Annotated in this window: 21 protein-coding genes; 14 read left to right on the plus strand and 7 right to left on the minus strand. The window is 43.6% G+C overall.

Annotated features, from left to right (window positions below):
• The first annotated feature begins 105 nt into the window (after positions 1 to 105).
• The 11 genes from FKX85_RS03705 to FKX85_RS03755 all read left to right on the plus strand — a co-directional run bounded on the left by FKX85_RS03705 (position 106) and on the right by FKX85_RS03755 (position 10,548).
• Positions 106 to 1,287 carry an IS4 family transposase gene (locus FKX85_RS03705; RefSeq protein ID WP_141613451.1) on the plus strand — a complete coding sequence of 394 codons (1,182 nt, stop codon included), beginning with the start codon at positions 106 to 108 and terminating at the stop codon, positions 1,285 to 1,287.
• A 238-nt stretch (positions 1,288 to 1,525) separates the two neighbouring features.
• Positions 1,526 to 1,741 (plus strand): hypothetical protein, encoded by a 216-nt coding sequence (locus tag FKX85_RS03710; protein WP_141613452.1) that lies wholly within the window; start codon positions 1,526 to 1,528, stop codon positions 1,739 to 1,741.
• Entirely contained in the window at positions 1,741 to 2,445 is a 705-nt protein-coding gene (locus FKX85_RS03715; RefSeq protein WP_141613453.1) for a zeta toxin family protein, read from the plus strand. Before FKX85_RS03710 ends, FKX85_RS03715 begins: the two co-directional genes overlap by 1 nt.
• 307 nt (positions 2,446 to 2,752) lie before the next feature.
• Positions 2,753 to 3,028: a hypothetical protein gene (locus FKX85_RS03720; protein ID WP_141613454.1), complete on the plus strand. Its 276-nt coding sequence runs from the start codon at positions 2,753 to 2,755 to the stop codon at positions 3,026 to 3,028.
• Between the two features lie 62 nt (positions 3,029 to 3,090).
• Complete coding sequence (locus FKX85_RS03725; protein ID WP_141613455.1) at positions 3,091 to 4,185, plus strand: ADP-ribosylglycohydrolase family protein; 1,095 nt, start codon at positions 3,091 to 3,093, stop codon at positions 4,183 to 4,185.
• Positions 4,186 to 4,212: 27 nt separating this feature from the next.
• On the plus strand, positions 4,213 to 4,695 hold the full coding sequence (locus FKX85_RS03730; protein ID WP_141613456.1) for a 5' nucleotidase, NT5C type: 483 nt from the start codon (positions 4,213 to 4,215) through the stop codon (positions 4,693 to 4,695).
• Complete coding sequence (locus FKX85_RS21850; protein ID WP_141613457.1) at positions 4,676 to 5,026, plus strand: SOS response-associated peptidase; 351 nt, start codon at positions 4,676 to 4,678, stop codon at positions 5,024 to 5,026. The genes FKX85_RS03730 and FKX85_RS21850 overlap by 20 nt, the downstream gene beginning before the upstream one ends.
• 1,029 nt (positions 5,027 to 6,055) lie before the next feature.
• Positions 6,056 to 7,741, plus strand: a complete 1,686-nt coding sequence (locus tag FKX85_RS03740; RefSeq protein WP_141613458.1) for a PAS domain-containing protein — start codon at positions 6,056 to 6,058, stop codon at positions 7,739 to 7,741.
• Between the two features lie 230 nt (positions 7,742 to 7,971).
• Positions 7,972 to 9,513 carry a glutamate--tRNA ligase gene (gene gltX / locus FKX85_RS03745; protein ID WP_141613459.1) on the plus strand — a complete coding sequence of 514 codons (1,542 nt, stop codon included), beginning with the start codon at positions 7,972 to 7,974 and terminating at the stop codon, positions 9,511 to 9,513.
• Between the two features lie 78 nt (positions 9,514 to 9,591).
• Positions 9,592 to 9,795: a hypothetical protein gene (locus tag FKX85_RS03750; protein WP_141613460.1), complete on the plus strand. Its 204-nt coding sequence runs from the start codon at positions 9,592 to 9,594 to the stop codon at positions 9,793 to 9,795.
• Between the two features lie 81 nt (positions 9,796 to 9,876).
• Positions 9,877 to 10,548 carry a porin family protein gene (locus tag FKX85_RS03755; protein WP_449390385.1) on the plus strand — a complete coding sequence of 224 codons (672 nt, stop codon included), beginning with the start codon at positions 9,877 to 9,879 and terminating at the stop codon, positions 10,546 to 10,548.
• Positions 10,549 to 10,815: 267 nt separating this feature from the next.
• Here FKX85_RS03755 and FKX85_RS03760 read toward each other — a convergent pair whose 3' ends face one another.
• The 4 genes from FKX85_RS03760 to FKX85_RS03775 all read right to left on the minus strand — a co-directional run bounded on the left by FKX85_RS03760 (position 10,816) and on the right by FKX85_RS03775 (position 15,084).
• Positions 10,816 to 11,934 (minus strand): DUF4221 family protein, encoded by a 1,119-nt coding sequence (locus FKX85_RS03760; protein ID WP_141613462.1) that lies wholly within the window; start codon positions 11,932 to 11,934, stop codon positions 10,816 to 10,818.
• Positions 11,935 to 12,276: 342 nt separating this feature from the next.
• Positions 12,277 to 13,908 (minus strand): L-glutamate gamma-semialdehyde dehydrogenase, encoded by a 1,632-nt coding sequence (gene pruA / locus FKX85_RS03765; RefSeq protein WP_141613463.1) that lies wholly within the window; start codon positions 13,906 to 13,908, stop codon positions 12,277 to 12,279.
• A gap of 85 nt (positions 13,909 to 13,993) precedes the next feature.
• Positions 13,994 to 14,689 (minus strand): YjjG family noncanonical pyrimidine nucleotidase, encoded by a 696-nt coding sequence (locus FKX85_RS03770; protein ID WP_141613464.1) that lies wholly within the window; start codon positions 14,687 to 14,689, stop codon positions 13,994 to 13,996.
• 14 nt (positions 14,690 to 14,703) lie between these two features.
• A complete protein-coding gene (locus FKX85_RS03775; protein ID WP_141613465.1) occupies positions 14,704 to 15,084 on the minus strand; it encodes an ArsR/SmtB family transcription factor in 381 nt (126 codons plus the stop codon).
• A gap of 135 nt (positions 15,085 to 15,219) precedes the next feature.
• On the opposite strand from FKX85_RS03775, the gene FKX85_RS03780 reads away from it, so the two are divergent.
• Together FKX85_RS03780 and FKX85_RS03785 are read left to right on the plus strand one after the other, a co-directional pair.
• Complete coding sequence (locus FKX85_RS03780; RefSeq protein ID WP_141613466.1) at positions 15,220 to 15,867, plus strand: carboxypeptidase-like regulatory domain-containing protein; 648 nt, start codon at positions 15,220 to 15,222, stop codon at positions 15,865 to 15,867.
• Positions 15,868 to 15,992: 125 nt separating this feature from the next.
• Complete coding sequence (locus FKX85_RS03785; protein ID WP_141613467.1) at positions 15,993 to 16,307, plus strand: hypothetical protein; 315 nt, start codon at positions 15,993 to 15,995, stop codon at positions 16,305 to 16,307.
• Between the two features lie 122 nt (positions 16,308 to 16,429).
• On the opposite strand, the gene FKX85_RS03790 is transcribed toward FKX85_RS03785, so the two are convergent.
• A complete protein-coding gene (locus FKX85_RS03790) occupies positions 16,430 to 18,034 on the minus strand; it encodes an aminopeptidase P N-terminal domain-containing protein (RefSeq protein ID WP_141613468.1) in 1,605 nt (534 codons plus the stop codon).
• 215 nt (positions 18,035 to 18,249) lie between these two features.
• Between FKX85_RS03790 and pafA the strand changes: the two genes are divergently transcribed.
• Entirely contained in the window at positions 18,250 to 19,872 is a 1,623-nt protein-coding gene (gene pafA, locus FKX85_RS03795) for an alkaline phosphatase PafA (RefSeq protein WP_141613469.1), read from the plus strand.
• A 94-nt stretch (positions 19,873 to 19,966) separates the two neighbouring features.
• Here the strand turns inward: pafA and FKX85_RS03800 are convergent, their stop codons facing one another.
• Positions 19,967 to 22,735 (minus strand): YCF48-related protein, encoded by a 2,769-nt coding sequence (locus tag FKX85_RS03800; RefSeq protein WP_229239750.1) that lies wholly within the window; start codon positions 22,733 to 22,735, stop codon positions 19,967 to 19,969.
• A gap of 219 nt (positions 22,736 to 22,954) precedes the next feature.
• Positions 22,955 to 25,387, minus strand: a complete 2,433-nt coding sequence (locus FKX85_RS03805) for a S9 family peptidase (protein WP_141613470.1) — start codon at positions 25,385 to 25,387, stop codon at positions 22,955 to 22,957.
• Between the last annotated feature and the right edge of the window lie 155 nt (positions 25,388 to 25,542).

A 25,542-nucleotide genomic window follows, 5' to 3' on the forward strand; every position in this document is an offset into this window, starting at 1 on the left:
TGATATACAACTTATACTCAATAGCATCCTAAATAAAAAATGAGAGGCTCTATTTTTTGCCCAAAAAAGTTATTTTGGGTTTGCACCAAAAAACACGAACCTCTCATGTGTAATATTACATTGTTTTCACAGATTATTAAAAAGATAGACCGATCAATTTTCAAGAAGTTGGTCAAGGAAAAGCAAACCGATAAGGGCTGCAAGGGATTTGACAGCTGGACGCATCTTGTCTCGATGTTGTTCTGCCATTTTGCCAAGAGCACCTCGGTAAGGGACATTTCCAACGGACTCCGGTCTGCTACCGGGAACCTTAACCATCTTGGTATTGCCAAAGCCCCCTCCAAATCAAGTATCAGCTATCAGAACAAACGAAGGGATTCGGACCTGTTCAGGGACCTTTACTATTCCCTACTGGGAAGTTTAGGACAGCAGGCAGCTGTCAAGAGGTCCAAACTCAGGATCAAGGTCCCCGTTTACCTGCTCGATGCCACGGTGATCAGCCTTTGTCTTTCGGTGTTTGACTGGGCTACTTTCCGTACCAAAAAGGGAGCTGTAAAGATGCACACCCTGCTGGAATATGACGGGAAACTCCCTGTTTACGTGAACATTACCGAGGGGAGTGTCGGGGATAATAAAGGAGCTTACGACATTCCCTTGGAAAAGGGCTCGGTGATCGTCGCCGACCGGTATTACAATGACTTCCCCATGCTCAACGTCTGGGACAGCAAAGGGGTGTTCTTCGTGATCAGGCACAAGGGAAACCTTGCCTTCAGCACCCTCGAAGAACGGGAGCTGCCCGAAACAACCGCCCAACATGTGCTCAAAGACGAAGAAATCGAACTGACCAACCCACAATCCAAAACCAAGTATAAGGGAAGGCTCAGAAGAGTGGCCGTGTGGGATGAGGAAAACCAGCAGACCATAGAGTTGATCACCAAAACTTTGTCCTGGGCCGCCCAGACCATTGGGGACCTCTATAAGTCAAGGTGGGAGATTGAGGTGTTTTTTCGGGACATCAAACAGCTGTTGCATATCAAAACCTTTATCGAAAGCTCCAAAAATGCGGTAATGATCCAGATATGGACTGCTTTGATCACCATCCTGCTGCTCAAAGTCATGAAGGCAACAGCTAAATTCGGCTGGCACCTGTCCAATCTGGTCGCCTTTATCCGGCTCAATATCTTTGTTAAAATCGAACTGCAAAAATGGCTCGACAGCCCTTTTATGGAACCCGACAAACCACCCCAGAACACATCACAGGGGGATCTGTTTCTTCAAGCCCCTTAATATGCCCCTAATTTGAACCCAAAGGCAGACCAAATTGCCAATCAAAAATTATTTAGGACAGCATTGACCGATAGTCATTTAAACTAATTTGGAATATACAAACGCAAATAGCACCCTTTTTTCGTTTGTTTTGAGGAATTTATTAAGGTTTACGAACAGTCTATATCCTATTTGCACTAAATCAATTAATACAGTGTAGTTTTAGTTAATCACCATTATTATATATATTGTAAATATTATGAGTAAGGAAAATTTAAAATATATCAGCACCCGTTTGGTGGAAAGGAAATCATCCAAGGCATTCAAAGAAGGAGCCAAAAAGGCCATGGAAATCAATGGCTATGTGATGGTAGCCGAGAATGGTTGGGTGGTCAAAAAATTTAAAGATGGGCAAATAGAAAAAGTGAAAGAAATCAGTCATGGAAGTGAAAACCAAAAACTGATTCTCGACTGATGACCAAACGAATGCGAATATTTGCAGGGCCCAACGGTTCAGGCAAAAGTTCCATAATAAAAGCCATTAGAAATACCGAAGTTCAAGCTGGTAAAACACTGGACTTCGGTATTTATATTAATGCCGATGATATAGCCCAAAATCTCTATGTCAATGGGCTTGATTTTTCTACTTATAAAATAATGTATGGTCAGGGCGAGTTTGAGGAAATTGTTCAAAATTCTGGATTGCTTAGAAGGGAGTTTCCACTATCGAGGCTACTTCAATGCATAAAAGTATCCAATAACCGTTTAAAGGTTATTCGAAAAGTTGCCGATGAAAAGAACGACAACCCCTATGAAAGAATCGCCCAAATACTGGCTGATTTTTTAAGAAAGAAGCTATTAAAAGAAGGAGTGAAATTTTCCTTCGAAACGGTTTTTTCCCATCCGAGTAAAGTAGCCATCATCAAACAGGCCAAGGAAGAAGGGTATAAGGTTTACCTTTACTTTGTTTCCACAGAGGATCCAACAATAAATGTTCATAGGGTAAAGAAAGTCAGAGTTCCCCAAGATGGACACGATGTCCCGGAAGGCAAGATTATTGACATGTATTATCGCTCCATGGATTTGTTATACGAGGCAGCTCAGCATTGTTACCAGGCCTATTTTTTGATAATTCAAAAGAAGGAGAACGGCATAACCTATTTGCACAATTCAAGCTGAATGCAAGTGGGACGAAGGTTTGGAATGATATCAAAAATGAAGAAGTGCCGCAATGGTTCAAGCATTATTATTCGGGGAAAATAGGCTAATTGTGGGGCTGATATTTAATAGATTCTTACGAAATTTCTATGGAAATCAACAACGCTAAAAATGAAGGCAATGATTTGTTAGAACGTGTTTAATTTATAGCACTTTTATTGAACAGCACTATCTAGAAAAGGAAGGTCACTATATTTTTGACCTTGCAAAACTCAACAAGGAACTACATGGTGATTATGCCTCCTTTTTATCGGATGAAGACAAACAAATGGTAGTATGGAATGACGCTTCGGAAGACTGTCTGGAAGCCTTTATGGATGGAGCCAATATAGTGGTCGAATATTGCCTTGGAGCCGGCTATGATGAGGAAATCAAATCATGGGTCAATCAATGTAAAAAGATGGAAATTGAAACCCAATGGGCTCAAGTCTCCTGTAATACCGAAACCGCTAAAAAAAGGATAGAAAAAGCCTGGGGTACCCCAATTATTTTTCTTCCATTAACTATATGGAAGACACGACAACAGTCTTTACCGAAATTTTAGAATCCATCCGAATAACCAAAGATTTGGGGTATACGGATAACATCAACTGATAAACATTAACTATGTCATTTGAAGAAAAGTTGAACAAGTACCAAGGATGTTTGCTTGGTGGAGCGGTGGGTGATGCCCTGGGTGCTCCTATAGAATTTTTGTCCCAGGGACATATTCTTGATCGATTTGGTCAAATGGGGGTTACGGACTATGTAGAATTTGGTAATGGAACGGGAGAATTCACTGACGACACCCAGATGACATTATTTACTGCAGAAGGGCTTTTGAGAGCCAAGCATAGGGCCATGCTAAAAGGAATCGGTGGGGCTTTGCACCAAATCACCTACCATTCTTACCTAAGGTGGCTGGAAACCCAGCACTTTCCTCGTCAGGGCAATTCCATCAATCCACAACAATTGTCCACTGGATGGCTAATTAACCAAAAGGGACTTTATACCCGAAGGGCTCCCGGAAACACTTGTTTATTGGCCTTGGCCAGCGGAAAAACAGGAACTATCAACAAGCCTATCAATGACAGCAAAGGCTGCGGAACAATCATGCGAATGGCACCGGTGGGATTGACTTTTTCTGATGATGCGGTCAAAGCTTTTGAGGAAGGATGTCACCTCTCTGCAATCACCCATGGCCACCCAAGCGGCTATTTGAGCGGAGGCTTTTTCGCTGCATTGATTGCTTACCTGACACAGGGAAAATCCTTATTGGAAAGCATACAGCTCTGTACCGGAATTCTTGAGGAATGGGAAAAGCATACCGAAGTAAAACAGGCAGTCCAAACGGTACTGATATGCCACAACCAAGGAATTTCAGCAGATTTAAAGCCTGAAGATATCGCACAATTCGGTGAGGGCTGGGTGGCAGAAGAAGCCTTGGCTATCAGTCTGTATTGCGCACTAAGGTACCCTAGTAATTTTGATAAAGGGGTGATTGCAGCTATTAATCATGGTGGAGACTCGGACAGCACCGGCTCCCTTACTGGCAATATTTTAGGCCTGATCAATGGTCTGGGAGGAATTCCTGAACCTTGGAAACAAAAATTAAAATACGCAGACATCGTTTTGGATATGGGAAAGGACTTGGCCATTGGCATAAAAGGTAACAGTTATGAAGAGGATGAAGATTGGTGGGAAAGGTATCCTGGATTTTAAAGATTGAATATTATTAAAGCATAGAAGATGAAGAAAAAAATTGTTTACATAGACATGGATAATGTGCTCGTGGACTTTCCTTCAGGGATAGACAGGCTGGACAACGAGACGAGGGAAGCTTACTCAGGCAGAATGGATGAAGTCCCTGGTATATTTTCAAAAATGGATCCTTATCCATTGGCGATCGAATCGGTACAAAAATTGGCAGATAAATTCGATTTGTATATACTTTCAACTGCTCCTTGGCTCAACCCAACCGCATGGATAGATAAAGTAAAATGGGTACACAAGCATTTTGGAAATAAAGAAGAAGACCTGTTTTACAAAAGATTGATCCTTTCCCACAACAAGCACCTCAACATAGGGGACTACCTTATAGATGACCGCCCTAACAATGGAGCAAAGGATTTTAGTGGAGAATGGCTGCACTTTGGAAGCGACAAGCTTCCAAACTGGGAATCGATTACTGATTATTTATTAGAGGTTCAAGTTGATCGTATTTCCAAGTAAAAAGCACCCTTATCAATTTTATTTACCCGAGCGTGATGTTTTCACTTTTGCCGGACTTTGGTCAAAATGCGTGCTCCCTGATAAATCCGAGTATTATTCCTTTACCATACTAACTACCAACCCAAATAGGTTGACTAGTGAGGTTCATGACCGGATGCCAGTAATCCTTTCCGAAGAAGATTCAAAATATTGGATGGATATGGACCAAAATCCCAACGACCTATTGGAACTACTTACTCCCTACCCAGCCGATGCCATGGATGCATACGAAATTTCTATGGTCATTAATAATGTTAGAAATGAAGGGGAGGAATCATTATGTCGTTTATGATATGCAAGGTTAGTTTGTGTCTCATGAATAAGACAATAATAATTACTGATTTACGATGTCAAAAGAACTACAATTGACGACATTTTAAGTTGCCCAGGCAGGCAACTCCTGCTGCAAAAGCTTCACAGAGCCATAGAAATAGCCCAAAATAAACTGAATAAAGAAGATAGGTAATAAGCCCGATGAAAAAATTTTTGATATCGAATTTAACCTGTTTTTATGCCGGGGAAATCGCTTTTAAAAAAATATTGTATAAATCACAATTTCTAATTCGTTGTCATCCCGACTTGAGGAGGGATCTCAATTTTAAATAAGAGATTCCTTCCCGATGTATCGTGATCGGAATAGCCTGCCCCGGTGGATATCGGGGACAATGGCATTGTTAGAATGGCGTAGCTAGTGGAATACGCAGTAGCTCATCTAAAAGCGATTGCCCTGGTTTTTATGCAATTTCTCCCCTTAAGCTATGTAATTCTCATTTTTAGAAGTCCCTAGGCTATATAAATGATGTTTATTATGGAATAAAGGCCTTTTTAGCGACTATTTATAGCTCGTTGAATACTAGGCAATTTCCTGCTTTTTGAAAGAATGCAAGTAATGGAACTGTTGTAAACTATGCAATTTGCTGAATATTCTTTAACTGGCAGAAAAGCATATTGTCTAATCTAACGAATTTTAGCCCATTAGCCGATTCATTCCCCTTCTAATTACTTAAGTCCACAGAGGTTAAAACACTATTTTAACGATGTTTTTAGCATTATTTTATCGTTGAATCATTTGTGATCTCTGATCTTAATCATTTTTATCTAAAACAAACTAGCAAAAACCACATGATTTATTCGATAAAATCCAATATTTGGCATATCCGCCTATTAAAGGCTGATGGCTTGTCAATTTTAAAGGTTTAAATTGAAAATTACTGTGTATGTATTACATAAAATAATATATTTATAACTAATTTATCCTTATAACCAGTTTTGGCATTTATAGCATTTAATACAAATTGATTACCTCCCTACTGCCCTACCTATGTTGCAAGACATTAACATATTTTACGTTTCTATCTCATTGGTTCCAGCATTGTTTAATGCAGCTATATTTTGCTATATCTTTTATGTATACCCCAGTACCAGGGAGACCAATATTTTTCTGTTGTTTTTGGTTTCATTAATTGTTTGGCAAATACAAGATACCTTAATGAGGTTGAATATTGATTATGAAACCGCCTGCCATATTTCCCGATCATTGGATTTTGGATGGATGTTCATCGGTGCCTTGATACTTCATTTTTTGTGTTACTATACCAACCACCATGTCATCAAAAACCGATCTTTCCTTATAATTATTTATGGAGTTTCGGCCTTATTGTACATTTGCTATCTGGCCAATTTGGATGAAGTAATCCTCAGCTATGACAAAAACTGGGGATACATTACCGGGATTCGTCCAGGTTCTTATGACCTGCTTAGCCGGGCTTGGGTAGCAATTTTGGCCTTGGCTAGCCTGGGGATACTGGTGGTAGAATATTTTAACAAGCGAAATAGCCCCATCATGAGAAAACAGATACTGGTGTTATTTTTGGGCGCATTTCTTCCCGTCCTTCAAGGTGCCGTTACCCAACTTTATTTTTCTGCAGTAGGCATGACTGATATACCGGTAACTTCTACTACCCTTACTTGTTTTTCCTTTGCCTCAGTTATTGCGCTGAGGAAATTTAAACTGTTTGACGTATCATCGTCGATCGCCTCTGGCAAGATCGTAAAACAGATCGAAAATGGTGTGATGGCCCTTTCTCCTGATGACAAAATCGTATACCTCAATCCCAGCGCATGCAAATTATTTGGAGTAGACAGGCATGACGGGGATCTCGGCACCTTAAAGAAGTTTTTTGAAACGGAATCAGCATATAAAAATTTCTTGAAAGACCTTCGGTTCCAATTGGGCAAAAGGAAAATGGAAAGCTGTAGCGCCCAATTGATCTCCCAAGACGGAAAACTGCTGCAAATACTATTTACCGCCAGTGTGTTTGACTATGGAATGGGCAAAAAAGGCACCCTCGTGATTTTCAATGACATCACCGAACTAAAAGAGGCCAACCACGTCATTCAAATGGTCAATAAACGGTATGACTTTATCACCAGGGCATCCGAAGAAGCAGTTTGGGAGTGGTCATTCGAGGATAAAACGATCTATTGGAATGAAAACTACGAAGGATTATTCGGGCATAAAGCCCCCTTTGGGAAGTCCTCATACCAGCATTGGATAGACCAATTGCATCCAGAAGACAAAGACCGTGTTTTGGACAAGATGAACGAGCATATTTCCAAAAAGCTAGAAACACGCTGGGAAGAAAAATACCGTTTTCGCAAATCTGACGGCACATACGCCAACGTATTTGACAAAGGGTTCATCATCTATGATGAACATGGAGAAGCCGTAAGAATGGTCGGCACGATGCAAGATCTCTCCAAGATAAAAGTTTATATAGACAAGATCGAGCGTCAAAACCAAGAATTCACTGAAATTACCTGGATGCAGTCCCATGAAGTAAGGGCTCCGCTATCAAGACTGATGGGAATGGTAAATTATATCAAAGAATACGGATATGACGAGGAAGCTGACAAATGTTTTTTAAATGAAATAGCAGCTTCATGTGACGAGTTGGACCGAGTAGTGCACCGTATAATCGACAGGGTCCAGAAACTAAGAAATTAAACATCCTACTGGTATACATTCCAAGGATCATTTCCTTTAACACTGATGACCGATAGCACTTAAACTTCCAGGCTATCTGTTTGGCATAGACGCGCAGGTTAATGGAAGCGGCCTGCTGAAAACTGCACCCGAATTACCTTTCCTTTGGCATCTTTTTGTATCTTTGCTGATTGAATCGAAATCTGAATTTCCCGGTAATCTCACCTTATATTAAAAGGAAAAATCAAAGCATGAATAAAGAAGTACGCGTTCGTTTTGCCCCATCTCCCACAGGAGCCCTTCATATTGGCGGTGTCCGCACGGCCCTATACAATTACCTTTTTGCCAAGAAAAATCAGGGGAAGTTTCTTCTGAGGATAGAAGATACTGACCAGACGAGGTTTGTAAAGGGTGCGGAGGAATACATCAAAGAGGCATTGGAATGGATTGGGATCACTCCAGACGAAAGCCCTTGGAAAGAAGGACCCCATGGCCCTTACAGGCAATCTGAGCGAAAGCCCCTTTATATGCAGTACGCGATGGACCTTGTGGATAAAGGTCATGCGTATTATGCTTTTGATACTTCCGAAGAACTCGATGCCATGCGGGAGAGGCTTACTGCAGCGAGGGTGGTTTCCCCTCAGTACAATTCGATCACCAGAACCCAAATGAAAAATTCCCTCACACTTCCAGAAGATGAGGTGAAATCCCGGTTGGAATCAGGTGATCCCTATGTGATCCGCCTAAAGGTTCCAAGAAAAGAAGAAATCCGTCTAAATGACATGATCCGTGGCTGGGTAATGGTGCATTCCAATACCTTGGACGACAAAGTGCTGATGAAATCTGACGGCATGCCTACTTACCACCTTGCCAATATCGTAGATGACCATCTGATGGGAATCACGCATGTAATTCGTGGAGAGGAATGGCTGCCTTCTGCACCTATTCACGTTTTATTGTACAGATACTTGGGATGGGAAGACACTATGCCGCAGTTTGCACACCTTCCACTACTGCTAAAACCTGACGGTAATGGCAAACTCTCCAAGAGAGATGCCGATAAGAATGGCTTCCCTATTTTCCCAATGGACTGGACCGATCCTCGTACGGGAGATTTCTCCCAGGGATTTAGGCAAGCAGGTTATTTCCCGGATGCATTTGTGAACTTTCTGGCCTTCTTGGGTTGGAATCCCGGCGATAACCAAGAACTCTTCAGCATGGAAGAACTGATCAATGCATTCTCCGTGGAGCGCATCGGTAAATCAGGAACGAAATTTGATATCAATAAAGCCAAATGGTTTAACGAACAATACCTTAAGGCAAAGTCAAACCATGATCTGGCACAATACCTGATCGAAGACCTGAAGAAGGAAAACATCGAAATCCTCCAGGCCAAAGCCGAACAAATCGTGGCCATTATGAAAGAGAGGGCCACTTTCCCAGGAGATCTTTGGAAGGAAGGACGTTTCATGCTGATCGCTCCTACTGAATTTGACGAGAAAGTAGCGGATAAAAAATGGAATGATGATGTCGTGACCGTACTTACGGCCTACAAGGCGTCCCTTGGTAAATTTGAAGGAGAATTTAGCCCTCAAAGTGCCAAATCAATGCTGGAATCTGCTGCGGAAAGCCAAGAAATAAAGCTTGGAAAAGTAATGCAGGCAGTGCGTCTGGCTGTCACGGGAGTGGGTGCCGGCCCTGACCTGATGGAGATTTTTACCATTATTGGTAAAAATGAGTTAATCAAAAGGATCGATTTTGCGTTAAATACCTTAGAGGTCAAAGCAAAGTAATCGTACGTCACTGCCATTTGCGTAGCTTTTGATCTTTTGATACCAAAAAAATGGCTGTATAAACAGAAAGGATGCGTCATGGCTAAAAAAAGCAAAAAAGAGGAAAACCCTAAAGTAAATCCCGAATTAGATGGCTTCAAAATGAACATCGATTCATTTGGGGAAATTTCAAGCTCTTTTCCCATTGATAAAATCAATGAGTTTTTGAACAAAAATGTAGAGGATAAAAAGCTCAAGGACAGGGACGACCTGGACGAGATCAAAAATGACAAGAAAAAATAGTCCGCCACGGCGGGCTATTTTTTCCTTTTTTACCTTACTTGGCAAAAAAAGCAGTTTAATCACATCATATTGAAATCAAGCATTACACCTGTCTATAAATTTATCGTTCTCTGCCTGCTGCTGACAGGAACGACAACATTGGCACATGCCCAACTTAGCGTGGGCTTCCGTGGGGGAATTTCTTACTCCGGCATGTCATATCGACCTACAGTGGCCATTCCAAAGAAAAAGGTCCATGGGGTAAAGAGCAAGCCGGTTTACGGCATTGCGATCGAGCACTACTTTAAGGACCATGCAGGAGTGGAGCTGGATATCCAATACTTGACTACCGGCTACGTCGAATACAATGATGATGAAACGCTCTCTAACGAAACTGAACTGGATTACCTAAAAATCCCTCTTCTATCCAGTTTCTATTTTGGAAGGACAGGAAGATTCCATATTAAAATGGGCCCCCACTTTGGTTACTTGCTAAACGCTACTGATGTAAGGAGGGAATTCGAATCAAACAATGCTGACCTGCCTATTTTACCTACCTACGGCCAGCCAGGAGATGATCCCAAGAAATTTATGTATGGACTTACTGCCGGTGCTGGTATTTCCAAGGTTTTTGGCAAAAGTACCATCGTCGCTGAAGTAAGGGCTTCTTATGAACTGGGCAGGCCGGAAAGCCAAGACCGGATTTTTGATATGTCCGTCACTAACCTGGAATTTACGGTTTCCTACCTCTTCCAAGTGATGGAGAGAAAGTAAGGGAGAACCTCAGTTCGATTTAAAAATCGTCATGCGAGCCTGCCTTTGGCTTGTCTGAAGCCAAACAGGCTTGTCTGGTGCCAAACAGGCTTGTCTGAAGCCAAACAAGGCTTAGAACCGGACTTGAGGGATATCAAAATGTGAGTATTGAGACAATGAGACAGGAAGCGGGATCATGTGCGGAGTTCAAAGGAGTGCATCTTCATCCATAGCCAGTAATATTCGGAACAAATCGGAAGCTGAACAAGTCGAATCCGAGGAATCACACTACCCCATCCCGGGCAAAACAATCCTTGCATATCCTATTTTATCATCACTTTGCTGCTGGGCAAGTTTCAGGTAAAAACCATTGGGTGTAAAAAATCCCAAGGCTGAAAACTCATCAGATGTAAAGGTCAGCTCAGCGGTTTTTGCTAAGCGTTCATCCAGAACAATAAAGCTACGGCTTTCAACTTGCCGCTCTAAATCCATCCCTAATTTGACCGCTCTTACCAATACCTTATGCCAAGGGCTGTACTGTAACGTTCCATATTGGCTGGATTCAGGATTAGGATTGAAGACAATATATTCACCGCTTTTTTCGGTTGTCCCTCTAAGAAATTCCATTGGCTCTTCACTTCCCGCATCCACCCAAACACGTTTTCCATCTTTAATGCAGAGTAGTTTATCATCCGCTGCAAATGAAACATAATGCTCCTTTTTGTTGTCCGAATAAGCGTGGGAATAATGACAAAATTCCGAGTCATCCAAAAAACCTTCATACTTCTCAGGAAACGTAAAACGTACGTAACCCTCCTCACCAGTCTCCAAATCATACTTCAAGAGCCACTTTTCATATTCCAACATAGGTGCTTTCAGTACAAAGGGGACATCAGTAACAGTGACTTTGTTCCCTTTTAAGTGAATCGGATTATGGACAAACGTAGCATAATGGGAGCTTCCCCGCACGGTGCTTTCATGGGTAGGAAGGTCGTGTCTGCTGAGCACCTTTCCACCATGATCTGCTATGATCAGCTGCTTTCCTCCTGATAGGACCAACATGCTGTCTTGGCTGATCAAACTGCCCGAAATAAAACTGCCAATGCCATTGGGGCCTTCCTCCTCAAAGGATTGGGCAGACAGGAGATCACCCAATGTATAGTCATATACCAACAACCTGCGGTCATTAAACTGGCAAAGCAGTTTCTTTCCTCCTTTTTCCAGGTATGTAAAATCAGTGCCCAGCCATTGTGTATTTATATCTTTCTCGAGATACAAAGTATCCTTTACTAAATCCGTCAGTGTGCCGGACGTAAATGCATTGTTATTGTCTGATTTACTATTGCAGCTGAAAAGAAAGCTGGCAAGTAAGAAACAGGTAATATATCTGGTAAATTGGTAGAACATGGCAAAAATTTTGTAAAAACTACTAAAAATATAGTCGTCAGGCAATCTTGATTCTATATTATTTAGGGGTAAAACCTATTTTAAAGATGAATGCATCGATAATCATATATGCTTTTCTTGCCCGTGGTTAGTACCTACGGCACTATTAAGATGCTGTATCCACTTACTGTTACCTACCCATGCTCCATGTGGTGCCCCAATAAGTTAGCTGTTTTACATTACTATTTTTTCTAAATCTTGGGATGTGGGGTGAAGCGCGCATTAAATAAAGTCATCCTAAAACAAAAAAGCCATCCGCCGCAGCAGATGGCAATATTCAACTATTACAATATTTCAATCTTCTCAATCTTCCCCAAGGAATGGATAACGATAGTCCGTCGGTGTGACGAAGGTTTCCTTGATGGTCCTTGGAGATACCCAACGCAGCATGTTGATCATCGCTCCGGCCTTATCGTTGGTACCGGATTTTCTGGCACCGCCAAATGGCTGTTGGCCTACTACCGCTCCGGTTGGCTTGTCATTGATATAGAAGTTACCCGCGGCATTTCTCAGCTTTTGGGTAGCCAACTGCGCAGCGTAACGATCATGGGAGAAAATTGCCCCTGTCAATCCATACGGGGAAGTCTTGTCCACTAGTTCGAGTGCTTCCTCGAAATGGTCTTCCTGATACACGTAAATGGTCAGTACAGGACCGAAGATCTCTTCACACATAGTGGTGTACATTGGATCTGTGGTAAGCAGCACCGTTGGCTCCACGAAATAGCCCTTTGACTTATCATAGTTGCCGCCAGCCACGATTTCCAATCCATTAGCCTTGGCATTATCGATGTATTTGGCGATTTTATCAAATGATTTTTCATCGATTACGGCATTGACGAAGTTACTGAAGTCTTCAGGCCCGCCCATTTTGATAGTGGCCAAGTCTTCTTGCATATATTTCTTCACATCTTCCCAGAGATTTGAGGGGACATACGCCCTGGAAGCAGCAGAACACTTTTGTCCTTGGAATTCAAACGCTCCCCGCACGAGGCCAGTGGCCAATTGCTTGGCATCGGTAGACTTATGGGCGATCACAAAGTCTTTGCCGCCAGTCTCCCCAACGATTCTAGGATAAGATTTATATTTTTCGATATTGTTACCGATCGTCTTCCAGATGGTCTGGAATACAGCAGTGGATCCTGTAAAGTGAATACCTGCGAACTCAGGGTGTTCGAAAATCACCTCACCAGCAGAAGGCCCATCTACATAGACCAAATTGATAACACCATCAGGTACACCCGCTTCCCTGAACACTTGCATCAAGACGTTGGCAGCGTAAATCTGCGTATAGGCAGGTTTCCACACCACCGTATTGCCCATCATCGCCGGTGCTGTGGGCAGGTTTCCTGCAATGGCAGTAAAGTTAAACGGCGTCAGTGCAAAGATAAACCCTTCCAATGGTCGCTGTTCCAATCTATTCCAAACACCATCTCCCGAAATTGGAGGCTGTTGCTTGTAGATTTCGGTCATATATTTAACATTGAACCGCAGGAAATCCACGATTTCACATGCCGAATCAATCTCAGCTTGGAAAGCATTTTTTGATTGGCCCAGCATAGTGGCTGCGTTCATTTTATATCGATAAGGGCCTGCGATCAGGTCGGCGGCTTTCAGAAAAATTGCGGCTCGCTGTTCCCATTCCATAGTTTCCCAGGCTTCCTTGGCTCCCAAAGCGGCATTGATCGCCTGTTCTACATGAGACTTGTCCCCTTCATGAAAATGCCCAAGAAGATGCTGATGGTCATGAGGAGGTGACAGTGGAATCTTATTCCCTGTTCTTACTTCTTCACTTCCAATGTACATCGGAACATCTACCTCCTTGGAGCGGGCCTCTTGAAGCGCTGCTTGCAGCTTGGCCCGTTCTGGTGTTCCTGGTGCATAATCGAAAACCGGTTCGTTTTTTGGTTCCGGAACATTAAAAAAACCTTTTAGCATAATGATTTGAGTTTTATATATTCTGTATGAAACAAATATAGGAATATAGCCTAAAATTCCATGCCAAAGTAGGTCTTTGGAGGGATTATAGTATCTTTTTCAATTCCTCTAAATCACTAATGGTATACGTCGCCATTAGCGCATTGTTTAGCTTGGAAGGATTAAAAAACACTTGGTCGATGGAAGCATTCCGGGCTCCTTCTATATCTGAAACTGGATTGTCCCCGATCATGAGGCACTCATCCGGGGAAGTCCCTAATTGGTTCATAGCATATTCAAAAATCCGTCTATCAGGTTTTTTATGCCCTGTGGTTTCCGACGTGACCACTAGCTGAAAGAACGACTGGATGCCGGAAGAGGTCATTTTCAGTGCTTGGCTTTCATTGAAGCCATTGGTGATGATATGGAGCTCGTATTTGGGATGAAGGTAATTCAGGATTTCTTTTGAATATCGAAACAGGTGCGGTTTTGAGGAAGTACGTTTCATAAAATCCTCTTCCATGGCCTTGGGTACTGGCACATCATGTGCGCCAAATTCATCAAATATTCTCCTAAATCGCTCCTTTCTCAGGGTTACCTTGTCCATGGTGCCTACATTATAATGCTCCCAGAGACCATAGTTTACCTGAAGGAATGTGTTGTAGAAATCATGGTTCGTGGGCACGCCTAGCCCCTCAAGAGCATATATTTCATACAGTTCTGATAAGGACTCCTGCACATTGCGGTCATAATCCCACAAGGTGTGGTCTAGGTCAAAAAAAAGGTGCTTGTATTTTTTCAAAATGTTACCTTGGTTTACCGATATGGATGGTTTACAATTTTATTAATGGCCAGTTCCCGATTGGAACGTAGTATCTCATAAATCTCCTGATCACGTAAAAGGTTCGCATCTTTTTCAATAAACTTAAAAATCTGGTTAATGATATCAATGGCTTCATCCAAAATGTAATAAAATGTCCACTGGTCAATCCTTTTACTGCCCACTAAGCCGGCATTTTTCAGGTAAGCAAGGTGTCGACTTGTTTTGGTTTGGGTAAAGTCAAGGATATGTTCCAAATCCGAAATGCACATTTCCTTATTTTGGATCAGTAGGTGGATGATCCTTACCCTCGGCTCTTCAGAAAGTGCCTTAAATACCCGCATCCCATAATTCAAACTGATATTTTTAAGTCGCATTTAATAACTTTTAACGAAGAAACCTGCCTGAAATTAAGAAAATACAGTGAAAATAACCTATAATAGCAGTTGAATTCGCGGGGTGTAGGACGAACTATTTTAGCGTCCCATCGTTTCTTTTAAAAAAGGGCAATTTTGAAAACATCATTTACATATCTTGGTTTCTTTTTATGTTTTGTACTGGTTTTCTTGCTAAACTCCAATGCACAGGCACAGGATACGCAAGAAAGAAAGGTGGTCCAACTGTCAGGGATTATTCTAAATGCTGACAGTACCAGTGCTGTATCTGGCGTAAATGTGTACGTACCACGAAAAGGACGTGGTACAAGTTCCAATCAATTTGGCTATTTCTCGATGCCGGTAGCAGAAGGAGACAGCGTGGTGTTTAGTTTTGTGGGCCTTAAAAACCAAGCGTTCAAGGTTCCAGAAAAAGTAAATGACGATAAACTCAGCCTGATCCTTACCATGGCCCAAGATGAAATTGCCCTTGGTGAAGTGGAAGTAATGCCCTACCCAACGGAAGAGGAATTTAAACAAGCGGTATTGGCAATGCATGTCGAGGAAATGCCACTTGACCGTGGCAACCTAAGCCCTCAGATGCTCCTCCGATGGGCTGAACAGATGCCTGCTTCTGCCAATGAAAACTTCCGCACCTTCCAAAGCGGCCAAATGCAACAGCTTCAAGACCGGTATGGTCCAAGGTCTTTCCCACTGCTTAATCCTTTTGCATGGGCAGAATTTATCAAATCCATCAAGCGCGGCGACCTGAAAAATGATGACTAGCATTCTCTAAATGCTCATTTTGTAAAAGGCATATTCAGTTATTGGTAATTTTACAGTATTTTAAGTGATTTTAACCTTCAATAGTTGAATTGTATTATAAGAAACTATTATAACAATTGGGAACTATGATAATTTGGTCTGGAAGAGGGATATTCTCCATTTTGGTTTTATTGCTTTCTGTTGCACTTTTTATGAGTGTATTGGGCAATGCTTATTTGCAATACGCTTTTTCATTGTCCTTTTTTGTGGCAGGTGTATTTAGCTGGGTGATGGGCAGGAAATGGAACAGCGATGAGGGAAAAACCTTGGTGGACAAAAAGACCGGACAGGAGTTTTCAGTAAAACCCCATCACAGCATCTTCTGGATCAAAATGCAATATTGGGGACCTGTTTTTATCATTTTGGGATTGCTGGTGATGTTCTTAATGGGTCAGGAATGACTTTTCCCTCCCTAGCCGCCACCACCGCAAGTGAAGGAGGGATCTTTCCCATACTATTTGGGATAGAAAGATCCTTCCTATCGACAGAATGCCACTTACAACTGATAGATATTAATTTAATATTATAGCTCAGGCAGTACCCAATTTTCGAGCACACTCGGCTTTGCCATCATGGCTTCTACCTCCTTGCTGGTCCTTGGGGCATCAGATGACAAGTTCTCGAAACCATCTTCGGTAATCACCACATCATCTTCTATTCTGACTGCGATGTTCCACCATTTTGGGTCGCAGTCACTTCCTTCGGGGATGTAGACTCCGGGTTCTACGGTCAGTACCATGCCTTCCTCCAGTGGACCATATGCACCACGGTCATGCACATCCAGCCCAAGATGGTGACTAGTGCCATGAGGGAAATAGCGGTGTCGTTGTCCCCGGATAATGATACCAAGTTCTTCCAATCCTTCATTGATGACCCTTTTGGCGACTTGGCTGATTTCACCAAACTCTACCCCTGGCTTACAAGCCTGCATGGCGGCTTCTTGGGCTTTATACACCAAGTCGTAAATGGCCTTTTCCTCAGGAGTAAATTTTCCCGAAATAGGGATTGTCCTGGTCACATCAGCCGTATAGCCTCTCCATTCAGCTCCAAGGTCCATAAGCATCAGGCGCTTGTCGGGATCTCTGAGGTCATTGGAAATATAATGAAGAATACAGCCGTTTTTTCCCGCTCCTACGATAGAGGGATAACCGACATTTTCGGCACCATATCGTTTGTAGACAAATTCATGGATGCCCTGTACCTCACGTTCGGACATACCCGGCTTCAATGCTTTCATGACTTCAATTTGGCCAATAGCAGAGATTCTTATGGCCTTTTTGAGCATTCCGATTTCTTCCTTGGTCTTGACTCCACGGAGTTTGGTCATGATCTCTGGGAGTGCGGAGATGTTCAGTTGCTGTGAAGGAATTTTTTTGGCCACGTCCATTCTTTTTTCGGGACTGTCTGCATTGGCAAATTCCATTAGGACATCATCATTTTCCACCTCTGGATAGTACTTTCTATATCGACCAATGACCTGTGCGACATTGGCAGAATTTTCCTGGTCCGTGGCCCGGATGAGTTCGTACATTTTGCTGGTGACAGCAGACATTTCCTCGGGGTATGCTGTTTCGGTTTTGAATTGTTCACGCATATCGAGCATGGCTTTGTTTGCACTGCTTTCCTCGATGTTTTCCGAGAGGCTAAAAGTGAGGATTTCATCGAATTGGTCAAATTCAAGTACAGGATCCGTCCCAAAGTCCTCATTAAGGTAAACCGCTTCAATTCCCAGCTTGGCTTTTACCCCTGCTACGCCCAATCGCTTGCCATTCCACATTTCAGCATCTTCATCACGGGGCTGGACATAGATGATCTCCTCGGTCATTGTTCCTCCTATTTCGCGCGCTTCACTAAAGACCAGCAGCACCGCGTTTGGTTCGCGGAAGCCTGTCAGGTAAAAGAAATCGGTATTGGGGTGATAAATAAAATCAACGTCATTTGACCTGTTTTTGACCGGGTTGGTAAAGATCATCGCCACTGAATTTGCTGGCAATAACTGCCTAAGCGCCGCTCTTCTTTCCCGGTGAAATTCCTGGTCCAGTCCATCGTCAAAGTATGACTGGGAAAAGGATGGTGAAACCCCCATGGAAATGAACAAGCCAGTGAATAGTAATTTTAATATTCTCATAATGATAAAATTTCCCGAATATAAAGAGTAGTACTGTATTTCGCGAAATATTTTACATAAAGGCCTTAAAGCGTTTTTTAAACCACCATTCCTGTACAGCATAAACCTTTTGTCTCACCAATTACAAAGAAGGTAGACTTCACCAAAAGTTTACGTTAAAGTAAGGGCATAATCATTAAATTTGTCTGTTACGTTTCATCAAAAAACTATTACCCATGAAAAAAGCTTTTCTTACCGGCCTGGCCGTGTTAATCACCCTTGCCGGCTTTGCCCAAGATTCCAAAAAACCAAAACTGGTAGTGGGGATTGTCGTGGATCAAATGCGCTACGAATATTTACATAAATTCAATGACCGTTTTACCGATGGCGGATTTAAGCGGCTTATGAACGATGGGTTTGTGATGAAAAATGCACACTATAACTATATTCCTACCTATACTGGTCCTGGCCATTCCTCAGTCTATACTGGAACTACTCCAGCTACCCACGGTATTATCAGTAATAATTGGTATGTGAGGGACCTGGGAAAGATGATCTATTGCGCGGAGGACAGTACGGTTACCAATGTGGGCGGAAGTGGCGACAGTGGTGAGATTTCACCTCGAAACTTACTGACCACGACCATTACCGATGAGCTTCGCCTTTCTACAAACCAGCGCTCGAAGGTGGTAGGTGTCGCCATCAAAGATCGTGGGGCTGCGCTTCCTGCCGGTCATCTGGGAGATGCCTACTGGTTTGATAAGGAAACCGGTGATTTTATGACTTCCACCTACTATAAGGATGAAGTGCCTGATTGGTTACGGAAGTTCAATAAGAAAAAACTAGCCGAAAAGTACCTGTCCAATACTTGGAAGCCACTTTATAAAACCAAAACCTATATCCAGAGTGTAGCTGACAATAATGACTTCGAGGTCCCCTTTACCGGAATGGAGACACCCGAATTCCCATATGATCTTAAGAAGCTAATGGATAAGAATGGCGGCATTGGCTTGATTGCCAGCACGCCTTTTGGCAATGACCTGACCTTAGACATGGCCTATGCGGCTTTGGAAGGTGAAGAACTGGGCAAAGGTGATGAGACAGATTTTCTGGCTGTCAGCTTCTCTTCCACCGATTATGTAGGACACCGATTTGGTCCTTCTTCCATGGAGCTTGAAGATACTTACCTGAGGCTAGACCAAAGTTTGGAAGAGTTCTTTGAATATTTGGACAAGGAATATGGCCAGGGAGAATACATGGTTTTTTTGACGGCTGATCATGCAGTTGCTGATGTAGTAAATTATATGAAAAGCATCGAAGTGCCCACAGGAAGTTTTAATTCCCGTTTTGCGCTGACACAGCTCAAAGGGTTTACGAGAGAGCACTACGGTGAGGGTGACTGGATCCTAAACACTTCCAATGAGCAAATTTTCCTTAATAGAAAGCTGGTTGCCGAAAAGGGCCTTGACCTGGAAAAGGTACAGCGGGAAATTGCCGATTTTATGCTTCGCTTTGATGGAATCAAAGAAGCTTATACCGCGTCAGACATGAAGCGCTTTGAGTACACAGAAGGCCGTAAACATTTACTTCAGATGGGTTTTAACCACAAGGCTTCCGGCGATGTACTGCTGATCTTGGAACCGGCCTGGCTAACCAATTCCTCTAGAGGAACCACGCACGGCACGGGATATATTTATGATACGCATGTACCAGTATTGTTTTATGGCTGGCAAATTAAACCTGGATTTAGTACTCGCTACTGTACCATTACGGATATTGCTCCGACAGTTTCAATGTTACTGGATATTCGCATTCCAAATGGTGCCACTGGCCAGCCCATTCAAGAAATCACTGATTAATTTCTGGAATGATACGGCACTCGATTCGAAAAAATCCCAAGCTGACAAACTTGGGATTTTTTTTACTTTTTTGATAAAATCAAACAAAAATCAATTACTTTATCCACACTTTATCCACTGTCTTTCCTGCCGCTGTTTCGACTTCAATTAGCCACAATCCAGCGGGTAAATTTTCGATATAAAAATCAAATATATCGTGATGGGGGGTGATTTTCCGTAAATATTTGCCCAAAGGGTCCACCACTCTTATTTCCCTGACACTTCCTGCCCCTTTTACCTCAATGTGGATATTTCCACTGGATGGATTTGGGTAGATTTTAACCTGTGCATTTTCAGCTTCTTTTTCAATGCCTGTAATGAGGTTCACGTTGACATTAAGCTGCTGTGAGGCACCTTCATTACAGCTGTTGCTTGGGGTGACTTCCAGCAGAAAATCACCTTCTCTCTCCCAGTTGACTAGGGCCGAATGAGTGCCTTGTCCTGAGATGATGCTTCCTCCCTCTGTGGACCATTGGTAATTTATACCATCTACTGCAGTGACTTCATACAACTGCTCTTCCAGTCCGACTTGCGCCAGTCCCATGATGGTCTCCGGTTGTGCAGGTGCCCGGGTAACGGTGATTGCTTTGTTGGTCGCAGAGGTTTCCCCGCAGGCATTTTTGGGGAAGACACTCAGCTGCTGCTGCCCCTCTGATTCCCATTCGATAGCGACATGGGCAGTACCTTGGCCTGACTGGATGATTCCGTTATTGGCTGTCCAGATATATTCCATCCCCGGTATCGAATCTACTTCATAATTGCTGACCCTTTTTAAACAGGCCACCCCATTACCGGTGATTTCCATTATCTTTTCCGGTGTGGTGGAGACAGTGACTTCCAGTGCTGTGGTGGGACCATCACCGCAAACATTTTGACTTTTCACCAATACACCATTCCGGCCAGGGCTTTCCCATTGGACGACAATTCTATCCGAACCTTGTCCTTCGATGATGCTGCCACCGTCCACACGCCATTCGTAGGTCAAGCCTTCGCTTCCCTCATTTTCCAAGGTGTAAATCTGTTGGCTTAGGCAAATATTATCTTGCCCGGTGATAGTCCCGGTAAAGGTGGGCACTTCACAGCTGTACTGATAAATCATTCCATACTCGCCCACTGCATAGCCTGTATTGACATCACCAAAGCTAATTGCCCTAAAGTCCTGAAAAGTTTCGGTGTCCACCTGCCTCCAGGTTTCCCCTTGGTCAGTGGTCTGAAGGAGCATGCCTTCATCCCCTACAATAAACCCGGTCAGACTGTCCAAGAAGGCTACATCGCGAAGGTGTTGAGTAGAATGGGTATTAAGCTGTTTCCAATTCCCTCCCTGATCTTCTGTCAAAAATGCCTGCCCATTATCACCCACCATGACGGCGGAGGTCTCGCTGATCACAAAAATCCCGTTCAGATTGCTGGTGATGCCAAGATAAACCTCTTGCCAATCCTCCGCACCGGAATTTCTAAACACACGGCCTCCTTCGCCGACAATGATCCCGGATCCATCTTGAAAAAAATCAACATCGTAAAAATCGAACGATTTATCGCCGGCATTGATGGTCGTCCAGTTTATGCCACGATTTTCTGTTTTGGCGAGATATCCATCTTCGCCCACAATATAGCCCGTGTCAGCATCAGAGAAGTATAGGCCAAAAAGGTCCTTCTCGGTGTTGGGGTTTAAGGCAGTCCAAGACCCTCCAGAGTTGGTGGTGTTCAAAATCGTCCCATCATTGCCCACTACATAGCCAAAAGCACTGGATACAAAAGCGATGTCATGAAAATCGGTTGTTAGCGGACGGGAATAATCAGCAAAGGAGTTACCACTATTGGTAGTCCGTAAAATCACGGCTTCCTTGCCAGCGATATAGCCACGACTATCGCTTACAAAATCCGTAGCCAAAAAATCTTTGGGATTACCTGTAAATAGTGACGTCCAGGAGCTTCCCGAATTGGTGGAGCGGAGGATAGTCCCCGCATCAGCCACGGCAAAGACCGTGTTGGTGCTCTGCTTGTAGGCAATATTGTTAATGTCTTCTACGGTTCGACTGTTTCGAATGGCGAAGGTCAGTCCTGCATTATTGGTAAATAAGACAGTACCTGCTTCTCCTACGATAATGCCCGTATCAGGGCTGTCCCTATTAAAAGCTACCCGCTTATAATCGTAGTTGGTCCCACTCTGGATAAACGCCCAATTATCCCCTGCATCAATGGTCTTTAAAATCACCCCCTCATCGCCCACTGCATAGCCGGTAGTATCATTGGTGAAGCAGAGGTCATTTATAGGCGTATTGATCGATGAGGCGAGTGGCTGCCAGGTCTGCCCTCCATCTGAAGTTTTGTAAATCGCTCCAGAGGAAGTCCCCAAATAGCCCCTGTCATTGCTCGGGAAGAACAGCGTGCTGATATCAGCAGTGATTCCAGGCTCCACCGATGTCCATGAATCTCCGCCATTGGAAGAGTATTGTAAAGTACCTGATGTTCCCGCGATCCAAATATTATCTTTGGTAAGGTACTTGACCGTTAGTAAATCTTCAGTGGAGCTCAGCTCGACGGCCTTCCAGGACTGGCCACCGTCTTTGGTTTGCAGAAGTACGCCATTTTCGCCTGACATCGCACCATTTTCGTGATCATAGAAATCTACTGAAAGCAAACTGGCCTCCATCGGCATGGATATTTCCGTCCAGCTGTCACCACCATCGGTAGTTTTGAGCATAATTTGATCCCCTGAAGCAAAAGCCACGTCTTCATTGACCCAATGGATGTCTGTCAGTTCATTGCCCCGGTCACTGATCCTTTGCCAGCTTTGGGAAAAAGCTGATTGAAATAGTGACATAGAGAAAAAAATCAGGAGTAAATGGTTCTTCATATGATCTTGGAACGACATGGTTTTACCTACAAAAATAAAGGTAAATTACGGTTTACGGATAAGCGCTTGGTGTTTATTGGCTTTTCTCTCCTGATAAATTACAAAAAAATCCCGCATATACCAGTATGCGGGATCTTTGATTTTGCGCTATATCTTCCTTAGGCAATCAGGGGTATTGCTGAACACTCACTTTCCCCTGTTCTTTACCCATTTGTCCAACCACTCATTCATCTCATATAAGGTGTGCATAATGGATTCCTGGGCGGCATAACCGTGGCTTTCGTTTGGCAAAAACACCAACCTGGCAGTAGCACCATGTCCTTTCAGTGCGTTGTAATAACGCTCCGACTGGATGGGGAAGGTACCGGAATTATTATCTGCTTCGCCGTGGATCAGCAGGATTGGCGATTTTACTTTGTCAGCGTGCATGAATGGGGACATATTGAAATATACTTCCGGGGCTTCCCAATATGTGCGTTGTTCATATTGAAAGCCAAAAGGGGTCAGTGTACGGTTATAAGCACCGCTTCGGGCGATTCCGGCAGCAAACAGATTACTGTGTGAAAGGAGATTGGCCGTCATAAAGGCTCCATAAGAGTGGCCGCCCACAGCTATCCTGTCTCGGTCACCAATGCCCCTATCCACGATATAGTCAATGGCTGCTTCGGCATTGGCCACCAATTGCTCAATGAAGAAATCATTGGGTTCTTTATCTCCTTCACCGACGATGGGCATTTCCGTTCGGTCCATGATGGCGTAGCCCTGGGTGACCCAATAGAGCGGAGTCCCCCAATACAGCCGGGTAAATTCGTATTTAGATCCTCTCACTTGAGCGGCCACTTCCTTCGACTTGTATTCTCGCGGGTAGGCCCACATCAGCACGGGAAGGCTACCGTCTTTTGTTGGCTCATAGTCGGCAGGCGTATAAATGGTAGCAGATAGGTTCAATCCGTCATTTCTGGTGTATGTGACCAGTTCTTTCTGTATCCCTTTCAGGGAAGGATAAGGATCTTCAAATTCAGTCAACTGAATCGGAGCGATTCGTTTTCTTGTGTTGACCAGCCAGTAGTTTGGCTGGATGTCGGTACTTTGCTTGCTGGTGATGAAGCTGTGCCCCTTATCATCCAGCACTTTTACCACTTGCTCGTAAAAAGGTGCTTGGCAGCGCCAGAGGATTTCCTGCTCACCTGAGCTTACATCAAAGGTGCTAAGGAAAGGCATGCTTCCTTCAGGCGAGCCACCTTCACTGGTCATAAATAGTTTGTCGCCATTTCTAAGAAGGACATATTCACCAAGTTCGTTGGTCGTCATCACAGGATCGCCCGGGTCATTATAAATATCCGAATAGCTTCTTTCAATAAATATTTTCTGGGACTGACCAGGCAGGGAAGGATTGATGAGGGATCGTTTTTCTTGTCGGGAATCAAACCACCGTTCGTTCAGCACCGCAAAATCATCATCCGACCATTGTATGCTTGAATATCGTAAGCTGGTAGAGGCCAATTTTTGCTTATTTCCTGTGAATGGCGCATCCAGTGTGTAGATAATATCACGCTCTTCGATTTTCACTTTGGGATCTCCACCATCCTGCGCTTCTGCCCAATATAGGGTAGCAGGAGTATCTCTTCGCCAAGTGATCGATCTCGGTCCTGTTACAGTAGCATCAAAACCGGTAGGCCTTACTTCGTCCAGCGGGATTTCCGCGATAGTTACTTGATCTGACCCATCGATACGCCATGCTTCTACATGGTAAGGAAAACGGTAAGCTGGTACCAAGTAAGAAAACGGGGGCTGAATGGACTCCACAAGGACGTATTGGCCGTCAGGCGAGACATCCATGGATTTGATCATGGCCGGTTTTCCCAGGGGCTCGGCACTTCCATCCAAATCCACGATCATCAGCTGGGTATCCATAAAATAGGCAAAAAGCTGCTCATCGTATTCGTTTTCCAGCAAGTCCTGATACGTCCTGCTGGGAGCGGCATTGCCGGAAGTCTCTTGGATGATGGGACTGGAAGGCACTTGTGGTTTTTCGGGAAGGGTACCACGGTTTGGATTAATGGCTTTTACCAAAAGTGAATGGTCTGGTAGCCAGGTAAAGGCAGTCCCATAGGCATCGTTAATGATTTCATCCGTTACTTGTTTGGCGGTTTTGGTGGCCAGGTCAGCTACCCACAGGCTAATGCCCTCATCGCCCACCATGCCAAAGGCAAGATATTGCTCATCATCTGACCAGCTGATCCCGCTGATTTTAGCATTTTCGGGCAACCCTGAAACGGTCATCTCTTCACCTGATTTTACGTCTTTCACCTTGATGCCGCTGTAGGATGATGATCGGCTGGGCCCATTGGTCTTCGGGTTGATACGGATCCCGCCGATGCGCAATTCTGGCTGTGACACTTCCTTGAGGGATTTGTAGCCGGGCCTTTCCAACATGAGCATGATATCTCCCTTCTTGCTGAAATAGACAGAAGGGGTCACAGGGGCATTGACCAGGTCTTGAATTGATTGGGGAGGGGTTTTGTACCCTGTGTTCTCTTGGGCAATGGCATTTCCAAATAGAAAGGCCAAGGCCAATAGGCACATAAAGTGCCTTGGGATTAGAAAATTTAGGTTCATATTCTATTCGTTTATCTTAGCAAATTACAAAAAAATAGCGCAGCCCGGGCACTATACTGGGTGAGTCAAAAAGTAAAATTGATAAGCGGTAAAAATCAAATAAAAAGGGATGCTTCAAGCTTGAAACATCCCCTGATCAATCAGTTAATTTTTAT

The sequence above is a fragment of the Echinicola soli genome (genome assembly GCF_006575665.1).
Lineage (GTDB): Bacteria > Bacteroidota > Bacteroidia > Cytophagales > Cyclobacteriaceae > Echinicola > Echinicola soli.

Coding starts and splice junctions, on each gene's coding strand:
- FKX85_RS03740 (WP_141613458.1), top strand. CDS start 6,056: ATGTTGCAAGACATTAACATATTTTACGTTTCTATCTCATTGGTTCCA.
- pruA (WP_141613463.1), bottom strand. CDS start 13,908: ATGCTAAAAGGTTTTTTTAATGTTCCGGAACCAAAAAACGAACCGGTT.
- FKX85_RS03750 (WP_141613460.1), top strand. CDS start 9,592: ATGGCTAAAAAAAGCAAAAAAGAGGAAAACCCTAAAGTAAATCCCGAA.
- FKX85_RS03805 (WP_141613470.1), bottom strand. CDS start 25,387: ATGAACCTAAATTTTCTAATCCCAAGGCACTTTATGTGCCTATTGGCC.
- FKX85_RS03715 (WP_141613453.1), top strand. CDS start 1,741: ATGACCAAACGAATGCGAATATTTGCAGGGCCCAACGGTTCAGGCAAA.
- FKX85_RS03705 (WP_141613451.1), top strand. CDS start 106: ATGTGTAATATTACATTGTTTTCACAGATTATTAAAAAGATAGACCGA.
- FKX85_RS03785 (WP_141613467.1), top strand. CDS start 15,993: ATGATAATTTGGTCTGGAAGAGGGATATTCTCCATTTTGGTTTTATTG.
- FKX85_RS03775 (WP_141613465.1), bottom strand. CDS start 15,084: ATGCGACTTAAAAATATCAGTTTGAATTATGGGATGCGGGTATTTAAG.
- FKX85_RS03760 (WP_141613462.1), bottom strand. CDS start 11,934: ATGTTCTACCAATTTACCAGATATATTACCTGTTTCTTACTTGCCAGC.
- FKX85_RS03800 (WP_229239750.1), bottom strand. CDS start 22,735: ATGTCACTATTTCAATCAGCTTTTTCCCAAAGCTGGCAAAGGATCAGT.
- FKX85_RS03730 (WP_141613456.1), top strand. CDS start 4,213: ATGAAGAAAAAAATTGTTTACATAGACATGGATAATGTGCTCGTGGAC.
- FKX85_RS03790 (WP_141613468.1), bottom strand. CDS start 18,034: ATGAGAATATTAAAATTACTATTCACTGGCTTGTTCATTTCCATGGGG.
- FKX85_RS03710 (WP_141613452.1), top strand. CDS start 1,526: ATGAGTAAGGAAAATTTAAAATATATCAGCACCCGTTTGGTGGAAAGG.
- FKX85_RS03720 (WP_141613454.1), top strand. CDS start 2,753: ATGGTAGTATGGAATGACGCTTCGGAAGACTGTCTGGAAGCCTTTATG.
- gltX (WP_141613459.1), top strand. CDS start 7,972: ATGAATAAAGAAGTACGCGTTCGTTTTGCCCCATCTCCCACAGGAGCC.
- FKX85_RS03725 (WP_141613455.1), top strand. CDS start 3,091: ATGTCATTTGAAGAAAAGTTGAACAAGTACCAAGGATGTTTGCTTGGT.
- pafA (WP_141613469.1), top strand. CDS start 18,250: ATGAAAAAAGCTTTTCTTACCGGCCTGGCCGTGTTAATCACCCTTGCC.